The organism is Gallibacterium genomosp. 1, from assembly GCF_001678575.1.
GTDB lineage: Bacteria > Pseudomonadota > Gammaproteobacteria > Enterobacterales > Pasteurellaceae > Gallibacterium.
Genome location: NZ_JTJP01000061.1, coordinates 1 through 9,877 on the forward strand (window position 1 = coordinate 1; position 9,877 = coordinate 9,877).

Genomic DNA, 9,877 nt, shown 5'->3' on the forward strand with positions numbered 1-9,877 from the left:
CATTAATTTCATTTAAAATCACTTTGGCTTCACCACCCACCAAGTAAGGATTTGCCTGTACCCAGCCACCTTGTTCTGTTTGCGTATTTTTACGGCTATTATTGAGAATCGCCCCTTTTTGTGCCACATCAAATTGTTGGTATTTATTATGTGATAACCCTTTATCGTTTGGCGTTTGAATATTGACTTGTGGCAAGCCGTTGGCGGTTTGTAATACTATCGGTTGTTGGTTTTTGGGTGCAGTATTGTCCGCTCGGATTTGTAATTCGTCTGCGTGTGCGGAAGTGAAATAGAAAAAGCCTAAAAGACTATATAACCCAACGGTTAAGGCTGGTAATTTCCAGTGAGGGCGTTGACTAAGCGAAGTGGAATGACAATGTTGACCTTGATGTTTGGCTTTACCTTCACGCGTTGCAATTTCAGAAACCACGACTAAACGTTGTAATCTTTTACTAAAGATAATACGATAAAGATGTTTATTCATAATTTACCCCTCAACGTTTCGCTTAGAATTGATAACTTATTAAGAGTAAACGCCCACGGCGTAAATCTTGCGGTTGTGCTAAGACACGTGTGGTAACAAAGCCTTTTTCAATAATTGCATTTTGCACCCGTTTAATGATTTCACTAGAACCTATGACATACTAAGTTAATAAAAAATCTGGAATAAATTTCTCTTGCTTCTAGTTTATATCAATTCTAGTACTAAATTTTAAGTGCTATTTATTTTTACGTTTAAACTACAACTAAAATGGTAATTTAATCAAAAGCATTATTTCTTACAAATTTGTTACACCAAGAATTCCAAAATAACTTTAATTCTTTTTTTCTTGGAATTTTTTACGAAAATAGTGAAACAATAAATAAACTGCTAAAAGCGCAACAAAAATATAAATTCCAGTCTGCCCTTTACTTACTTGCTCTTTGATCCAATCAATATTATGTGCGCCGTGATATCCCAAATAAACCCAAATAGGTACAGAAATAATTGCAGCACAAAAATCCAAAACAACAAAACGAACATAGCTGATACGGCGTGTGATCCCTGCTACCATATAAATTGGCGCTCTTAATCCGGGAAGAAAACGAGCAACGAATAATACTCGATTACCATAACGATCAAATTTTTCACGTACAGTTCGCATTGTTTTCGGCTTTAAAATTCGACGTAACGGACGGAAACGCAAAATTTTCACTCCGTAAATTCGACCTAGCCAATACATTGTGCTGTCACCGACCAGCACACCTAGCATACTGACTACCAACATAATATGTGGATTAGCATACCCCAACCCAGCGATAATACCACCTGAAACTAAGGTAATATCCTCAGGAATAGGCACGCCAAAACCACAAATAATTAAAACAAATAAAACAGCAAAGTAACCATAACTACTGAAAAATTCTACTAATAATTGCACAACAGACTTCCAAATAAAAATAATAAAAGCACATTTCTTAGCTCAGTATTTTGCCTTCTTTGTCACAAAATTTCTACTCAATTTGTTACTATTATCAACACAAATAAAAAACTTTTGCTCCGTTACAAAATTATCGCAATTGTTTAAACAAAACTCTCAATTAACGATTGCATTTTATCGTCATTTCTCTATAATGCGACAGCTGATTTATTTTCAGCCCTATTTTGTCAAGCTACTGGGTCGCCTGTAGCTTGTTTTGTCTAACGACCGTTTAGGTCATAACATAAAGAGAATTAAAATGTTTAAATTTAATGCTGAAGTTCGTGAAACGCAAGGAAAGGGTGCGAGCCGCCGCTTGCGTAAAGCAGGCAAAATCCCTGCAATCGTTTATGGTGGTAATGAAGCACCTGTTTCTATCGTATTAAACCACAATGAATTAAATAACGCTCAAGTTGAAGATAGCTTCTATTCTGAAGTTATTACTTTAGTGATCAATGGCAAAGAAGTTGCGGTGAAAGTTCAAGCTATGCAACGTCACCCATTCAAACCAAAATTAGTTCACATCGACTTCAAGCGTGCTTAATTAACGTTTTTAAATACAGAACACCAACAGTAATGTTGGTGTTTTTGTTTATGTCTACAACGTATTCACTTTCAGAATTCGCTAATCCATTTTGGAGATATTTATGTTTCTCAAATTGAATACTATCTACTATCGTGAACGGCAAGGTTTCAACCATTTAGGAGTTTTTAATGAAAAAAATTGCATTAGGTATCAGTTATGACGGCTCTCGTTATTTTGGTTGGCAAAAGCAACAATCTGTACAAAGCATTCAAAACGAATTGGAACAAGCACTTTCCACTATCGCCAATGAACCTATCGAAATTTTTTGTGCTGGACGAACTGATGCCGGGGTACACGCCACAGGTCAAGTAATTCACTTTGAAACATCCACTTCTCGACCATTACAGGCTTGGATCTTCGGAACAAATGTACATTTACCAAATGATATTGCGGTGAAATGGTCAACAGAAGTAAACGAAGATTTTCACGCCAGATTCAGTGCTTTATCACGTCGTTATCGTTACATTATTTATAATCGTCCACAACGCTTTGCTATTTTACCGACTGGTATCACCCATCATCATTATCCATTAGATGAAAAATTGATGCATATTGCCGGTCAATACTTACTTGGAGAGAATGACTTTAGCTCATTCAGAGCTGCCCAGTGCCAATCCAAATCACCTTATCGTAATGTACATCATTTACAAGTTTCTCGCATTGGTGATTATCTTATTGTTGATATACAAGCCAATGCTTTTGTACATCATATGGTACGAAATATTGTCGGCAGTTTACTCGTCGTTGGTGAAGGAAAACAAAAGCCGGAATGGATTAAATGGTTATTACAACAAAAAGATCGCTCTTGTGCCGCTCCTACTGCTAAAGCTGCTGGTTTATATTTAGTGGAAGTTCATTATCCTAATATTTTTCAGTTGCCCAAAAGTGCGGTTGGCCCATTATTTTTACCGGATGAAATAATTTAAGCCAATTTTGCGATAATCTTGATATAGAAATAGTGAAAAAGATAGATAATACAAACTTTCAAACACGTTATCCTCAATAATGATCATAACGGTATTATCAACAAATAATACCACTTTTATCTAGCAAAAAAGATATTAAATTCTATGAAATTATGCTTTAATAAGCGCTATTTGCTATCATCTCGAACCAATTTTTGGAGATAAATATGAGTTGGATTGAAAGAATTTTTAATAAGAATCCCGTTTCCGGTTCACGCAAAGCGAATGTGCCGGAAGGAGTTTGGACAAAATGCACTGGTTGCGGGCAAGTATTATATCGAGAAGAACTTAGTCGTAATTTGGAAGTTTGTCCTAAATGCGGTCATCATATGCGTATTGATGCTCGTACTCGCCTGCTTGCACTATTAGATCAGGATAGCACTGTCGAAATTGCTGCCGAATTAGAACCGCAAGATATTCTCAAATTCAAAGATCTAAAAAAATATAAAGACCGTCTTTCCGCCGCTCAGAAACAGACTGGTGAAAAAGATGCAATGATTGCATTTTCAGGCAAACTTTATGAAATGCCAATTGTTGTCGCAGCCTCAAACTTTGATTTTATGGGAGGCTCTATGGGTTCAGTTGTGGGTGCAAAGTTTGTTAGAGCAGCAGAAAAAGCCATTGAAAACAACTGTCCGTTTGTTTGTTTTTCTGCTAGTGGTGGAGCGCGTATGCAAGAAGCATTAATTTCATTGATGCAAATGGCAAAAACCAGTGCAGTATTAGCAAGAATGCGTGAAAAAGGTGTTCCATTTATTTCCGTTTTAACTGACCCGACTTTAGGCGGTGTATCCGCTAGTTTTGCAATGCTTGGCGATATTAATATTGCCGAACCGAAAGCATTAATCGGTTTTGCCGGCCCACGAGTAATTGAACAAACAGTGCGTGAAAAATTGCCAGAAGGTTTCCAACGCAGCGAATTTTTATTAGAAAAAGGTGCGATTGATATGATCGTACATCGTAAAGATATGCGACAAACATTGGCGAGTATTTTGGCAAAATTAACCAACCAACCTTCTCCATTCAAAATGCCGGAAATGGTGGAAGAAACATCTGAGTAAAATAAAAGCATCTGTTTTAATGGCAGATGCTTTTCATTACTCTCAGAGTCTTCTCATATCTTCATTATTTAAGAGCATATAATATAGCAACATCAGTAAAATCATTCTTTCACAAGAACCTATTCCTCATCTAATATTGTAAATTAAATTTTTACTAATTTATCTACCCTTTTATCGGCTCTGTTTTATAATAGCATCTTATTTTTCTTTCTAAACTTTCCTTATGTTTGCAATTCAAGAAGCCTATAAAGCCGGGCTATTACAAAAAAAGTATTGCTTAATAATTTAATTGCCGGCGTCATTGTCGGTGTTGTTGCACTCCCTTTAGCAATGGCATTTGCAATTGCTTCCGGAGTAAAACCTGAACAAGGTATCTATACTTCCATTATTGCTGGTTTAGCAGTCTCTCTTTTCGGTGGTAGTCGGTTACAAATTGCCGGCCCAACAGGGGCATTTATCGTAGTATTATCTGGTATCACTGCACAATACGGCATTGAAGGATTACAGATTGCAACTTTAATGGCAGGAATTATCCTATTTGCACTCGGTATCAGTAAAATGGGAGCTATTATCAAATTTATTCCAGCTCCAGTCATTGTCGGTTTTACTGCTGGTATCGGAGTCATTATCTGGGTTGGTCAATGGCGTAACTTTTTTGGGTTACCGCCAATTGAAGGTAGCCATTTCCATCAGCAAGTTTGGCAGCTCATTCAGGTTTTCCCTCAATTGCATTTTGCGACAACTACATTAGCAATCGCTGCATTATTGTTAGTTCTTTATGCACCTAAAGTGAAATACCTACATCGCGTGCCTGGGCCATTAATAGCTTTGGTTGTTATTACTATAGTTCAACAATTCGCTCAATTTGAAGGTGTTGCCACTATCGGTTCCGTTTTCGGTGGTATTCCACAAGGCTTACCGGAATTTAAACTACCTCGTTTGGAATGGACACAAATGATGACATTGATCGGCCCTGCTTTTACTATTGCGATGTTGGGAGCAATTGAATCACTGCTCTCTGCTGTGGTTGCTGATGGAATGTCAGGTACGAAACATCATTCCAATCAAGAATTGATTGGACAAGGTATCGCCAATATATTGGCACCGCTATTCGGCGGTTTTGCCGCAACCGGTGCCATTGCACGTACAGCAACTAATATTCGTAATGGTGGCAATAGCCCACTTGCAGGTATTATTCACGCCATCACTTTAGTGATTATTCTGGTTGTTCTCGCGCCACTCGCTTCCAATATTCCACTTGCGGCATTGGCTGCTATTCTGTTCGTAGTAGCTTGGAATATGAGTGATGTTAGACGTTTTATTAATATGATTAAACGTGCGCCTCGTGCCGATGTAGTGATTTTACTGATCACCTTCTTTTTGACTGTTTTTTCTGATTTGGTGATTGCGGTTAATATTGGTGTTATTTTAGCCACTCTCTATTTCTTGAAACGTATGGCCGCGAGTGTTGAAGTTTCGCCAAACAGTGCCGATCAAATTAATCAGGAGTTAGGACGTCAAGGAGAAAAAGAAGGATTGCCAGAATCAGCACTAGTGTTCGCCTTAGAAGGACCATTTTTCTTTGGTGCAGTTGAAAATTTTGAGCGTGCTTTAGCAGATACCAATACCGATGCCAGATTTTTGATTATTCGTTTAAAATGGGTTCCTTTTATTGATATGACCGGTATTCAAGCTCTAGAAGATGTCATTAATTCGTTGCAAAAACGCAATGTGATCGTTCTGCTTTCCGGTGCTAATAAAAGAGTGGATCGTGAATTACGAAAATCCGGAATATTAAATTTAATCGGTGAATCTCGTTACTTTGCCCATTTTGAACAAGCTCTGGAACACGTTATTGAATTAGATCAACAGGCTCACTAAACTTGTAGTGCTCAATGTGATCCATATATGTAGTAAAAGATAGAAAATGACAAAACAAGCACCCAAAAAACAGACTAAGCCTAAGAAAAACAACCCTAAACTGAAACAGCGATTTTTCACTTTTTCGATAAAACTCGGCATCACTGCTCTTTGTATGGGTAGCTTTTATGCTATTTACCTAGATGGAAAAATTCGTTCAAAAATGGATGGGCAAATTTGGCAACTTCCTGCCGAAGTATATAGCCAAATTCCGGTTATACAACAACCGGAACATCCTACATTGCTCGAAGTAAAGCAACTACTGATTGATAACGGTTATCGTCAAACCTCTCTGCTTGCCGCTCCGGGTGATTTCAAAATTGATAATGATGACACTTTGGTGTTAATTCGACGGGCTTTTCCTTTCCCTGATATTGCTGAACCGCAACGTGTTTTGCGATTACGATTCCAACAGCAACAACTTCACGTCATTGAAGATCTGGTGGCACGAAAAGCAATCACTGAATTTCGTTTATCGCCAAAATTGATTGCAATGTTAAATTCTGATGACGAAGAACGTTTGGCTATTCCATTACAACAATACCCACGTTTTTTGATTGACACCCTTATTTTAACCGAAGATCGCAACTTTTTTACTCATGATGGAGTTAGCTTTATCGGTATTGCTCGAGCCTTAGTTAATAATTTAAAAGCCGGTCATACTGTTCAAGGTGGAAGCACATTAACGCAACAACTTGTTAAAAATCTCTTTTTAAGTAATGAACGTACACTAAGTCGCAAGGCAAATGAAATCATTATGGCATTGATGTTAGATTGGCATTATGACAAAAACCGAATTTTGGAAACCTATCTAAATGAGATTTATTTGGGGCAAAGTGGTGATACACAAATTCACGGTTTCGCATTAGCCAGTCAATTCTATTTCGGTCGTCCAATTCAGGAAATCAGTTTAGATCAAATTGCACTGCTGGTAGGAATGGTCAAAGGTCCATCGCTTTATAACCCGTGGCGTAATCCTGAAAATGCAACCAAACGGCGTAACATAGTATTGCAGATGATGTTGGAGCATAACATTATCGATCACTCTTTGTATCAAATGTTAAGCCAGCGTCCATTGGGTGTTCAAAGCCAACGACCAGTACAACAAGCTCAACCTGGTTTTATGCAGGCGGTCAGACACGAACTGACAGATTTACTCGGTAATAAAAAACTCAATTTTTTATCCGGTGCAAGAATCTTTACTACACTTGACCCTAAGTTACAGACGCAAGCAGAAAACGCTATTATCAGTGGAACAACAACACTGAAATTACGCCATAAAATTCCGGATTTGGAAGCAGCGATGATTATTGCCAATTACCATACTGGTGAAATTCAAGCATTAGTGGCAGGAACGAATGTACAATATGCCGGCTTTAATCGTGTTTTGTCAGCAAGGCGACAAATTGGCTCTTTAGTTAAACCTTCCGTTTATTTAACAGCGTTATCCTATCCAGAACGTTTTGCTCTGAACACACCGGTGAAAAACCAACCTATTAGTATTCCACTACGTGGTCAACCGGCTTGGCAACCACGCAATTATGATCGCAAATATAGTGGTTCAGTGACCTTATTGAATGCCTTAGTTCGTTCCTTAAATATTCCGACAGTAAATATCGGAATGGCGGTAGGGTTGGATAATATTATTCGCAATCAAAAAAGTATGGGGTGGGATCAAGTCAAAATTCCTCGCGTACCGTCAATGCTGCTCGGCTCTTATTCTATTTCTCCCTATGATGTAACTAAACTTTATCAGGTCATCGCCAATAAAGGGGCAAAAGTACCATTAACGACGATTCGTTACATTGTGGAACGAGATGGTCATCAATTTTATCAACACCAGACCAATCCAGAACAAGTCGTTGCTGAAGAAGCGGCTATCGAAACATTATTTGCGATGCAACAGGTTGTGGATCGAGGTACAGCTCGTTCATTACAAGCTGATTTCGGCAAACTTCATCTTGCAGGTAAAACGGGTACAACCAACGATGGACGTGACACTTGGTTTGTCGGCATTGATGGTAATAATGTTACTACCGTCTGGGCAGGGTTGGATAATAATCGAAAAACAAAATTAACCGGTGCTTCCGGTGCATTACAAATCTACAAAACATTATTACTTAATATTTCAGTAAAACCTTTCAAATTGCCACATACCGATACATTAAAATGGGTGAGAATCGATAATCACGGCAGTTGGAGTTGTGACAACGGAATGGAAATCCCTGTTTGGACTTCTCATAACCCTTGTGCAGTACAACAGCAAAATTCAGCTCCTGCACAAAGTGTATGGGATGCGTTGCAATTAAACGAATCCTCCGATGAGGCAACCGATGATGATACTCCGGATAACAACCAAGTACCAGTAGAAGAAGCTGTTCCTGTACATTAAAAAATATCAGCCAACAGGCTGATATTTTCTTACATCTTCAATTTATCCTGAACAATTCTCGCTTGTCGTAAGAATCTCTGACGTTCTTTACTTGCCATAGTATTATTCATACCCGGCAATTTCACTTTCATTGGGTTAACCGCAACGCCATTAATATGAAATTCATAGTGTAAATGCGGACCGGTTGAACGCCCGGTATTACCTGATAATGCAATGCGTTGCCCTTTCTTTACTGTTTGCCCCGGTTTAACTAATGAGCGACTTAAATGCATATAAACAGTTTGATACTCACGCCCGTGTCGTAACATTACATAACGTCCTGCACCACCTGCCTGATAAGATACCTTCACCACTACGCCATCTGCTGGCGCAATAATTGGTGTACCAATCGGCATTGAAAAATCGACGCCTTTATGTGGTGCAATACGCCCTGTTACCGGATTTTTTCGACGTGGATTAAAATGCGAAGAAATTCTATATTGACGCTGTGTCGGATAACGAGAAAAACCTTTACCCAAAGTTTCACCGTGATTATTGTAATAACGTCCATTCTCTGCTTGAATAGCATAATAACTCTTGCCTCGGCTGATAATATGAATTCCCATCACATTTCCTTGACCGGTCAATTTATTATTCAAATATTCACGATTAACCAAAATAGCGTAACGATCACCTTTTTGTAGTTTGGTTAAACTAATTTGCCACTGTAAGGCATTAATCAACTGATAAATTTGTTTGGAATCTAAACCGTTTGCACGCAAATGGTTATACAAATTACCTTCAATATCCCCCTTTAGTACTTCTTCTTTCCAAATACTTTGCTTTTGGATAACTTGCATCGTAAATTGACCATCTGCCTGCCGCTCATAAATACGCTCCTCTTTTCGAGAAACTAACCAGTTTAAATATTGTAAATCGCCATCCTTAGACAAAATCCAATAAAGCTGTTGCCCAGTTTGTAGTTTTTTCAAAGTCGGATCTAACTGATACAACTCATTGACGGTATCTACTTCTAAACCGCTCGATCCCAATATATCAGCTAGAGTATCACCGTCTGCTACAGTCGCACCGAATTGATTGGTAATACTAAGCGCCTGTCCAGCTGCATTGAGAAGTTCATTAAGTGCATCTTTCGCATCTTGTGGCAACTCATCATCACTAAAAAAGGTATCATCCGATAACTGATCATCAAAATTTTCATCACTATCTGTATCTGTCGCATTAGTATCATTACTCTGTGTAGTCTGATTGTTTTCTATTTGATTACTATCACTATTTTTCCATTTTAATCGAGCTTTATTTTGCTCATCAGCAGTAGATGTTTTAGTTTCAACCATTTCTTTCAATAGCTGCTCATCCGTACCACTCATTGGTTTAGTTTGATGCAATAAAAAATAAAGTATTGATGTAAAACAGAGAATCGCAACACTAGCAAGTAGTATTCTAATTATTATTTTTCGCTTTAAACGATCTCTGGCTAATTTAATATGTTG

Annotated in this window: 9 protein-coding genes; 5 read left to right on the top strand and 4 right to left on the bottom strand. The window is 38.1% G+C overall.

Features of this window, described 5'->3' with window-relative positions; translation table 11 throughout:
• From QV04_RS10255 to QV04_RS10260, 3 genes are all read right to left on the bottom strand, one after another.
• A partial coding sequence (locus tag QV04_RS10255; RefSeq protein ID WP_268872757.1) for an ESPR-type extended signal peptide-containing protein occupies positions 1 to 484 on the bottom strand: 484 nt, incomplete at its 3' end.
• A 22-nt stretch (positions 485 to 506) separates the two neighbouring features.
• The gene (locus tag QV04_RS11920) at positions 507 to 638 is read right to left on the bottom strand and encodes a POTRA domain-containing protein (protein WP_082985602.1); all 132 of its coding nucleotides are present in this window, start codon (positions 636 to 638) and stop codon (positions 507 to 509) included.
• A gap of 177 nt (positions 639 to 815) precedes the next feature.
• Positions 816 to 1,421, bottom strand: coding sequence for a DedA family protein (locus QV04_RS10260; RefSeq protein ID WP_039135752.1), 606 nt, complete (start codon positions 1,419 to 1,421; stop codon positions 816 to 818).
• Positions 1,422 to 1,719: 298 nt separating this feature from the next.
• On the opposite strand from QV04_RS10260, the gene rplY reads away from it, so the two are divergent.
• The 5 genes from rplY to mrcB all read left to right on the top strand — a co-directional run bounded on the left by rplY (position 1,720) and on the right by mrcB (position 8,384).
• Positions 1,720 to 2,004, top strand: coding sequence for a 50S ribosomal protein L25 (rplY, locus tag QV04_RS10265; RefSeq protein WP_039171450.1), 285 nt, complete (start codon positions 1,720 to 1,722; stop codon positions 2,002 to 2,004).
• Between the two features lie 170 nt (positions 2,005 to 2,174).
• On the top strand, positions 2,175 to 2,972 hold the full coding sequence (truA, locus tag QV04_RS10270) for a tRNA pseudouridine(38-40) synthase TruA (protein WP_065231525.1): 798 nt from the start codon (positions 2,175 to 2,177) through the stop codon (positions 2,970 to 2,972).
• A 206-nt stretch (positions 2,973 to 3,178) separates the two neighbouring features.
• Complete coding sequence (accD, locus tag QV04_RS10275; protein WP_065231524.1) at positions 3,179 to 4,072, top strand: acetyl-CoA carboxylase, carboxyltransferase subunit beta; 894 nt, start codon at positions 3,179 to 3,181, stop codon at positions 4,070 to 4,072.
• 273 nt (positions 4,073 to 4,345) lie between these two features.
• Entirely contained in the window at positions 4,346 to 5,953 is a 1,608-nt protein-coding gene (locus QV04_RS10280; RefSeq protein ID WP_231924876.1) for a SulP family inorganic anion transporter, read from the top strand.
• Between the two features lie 46 nt (positions 5,954 to 5,999).
• On the top strand, positions 6,000 to 8,384 hold the full coding sequence (gene mrcB / locus QV04_RS10285) for a penicillin-binding protein 1B (RefSeq protein ID WP_065231522.1): 2,385 nt from the start codon (positions 6,000 to 6,002) through the stop codon (positions 8,382 to 8,384).
• 29 nt (positions 8,385 to 8,413) lie between these two features.
• On the opposite strand, the gene mepM is transcribed toward mrcB, so the two are convergent.
• Positions 8,414 to 9,877: murein DD-endopeptidase MepM (gene mepM / locus QV04_RS10290; RefSeq protein ID WP_065233438.1), on the bottom strand; the 1,464-nt coding region annotated here is incomplete at its 5' end.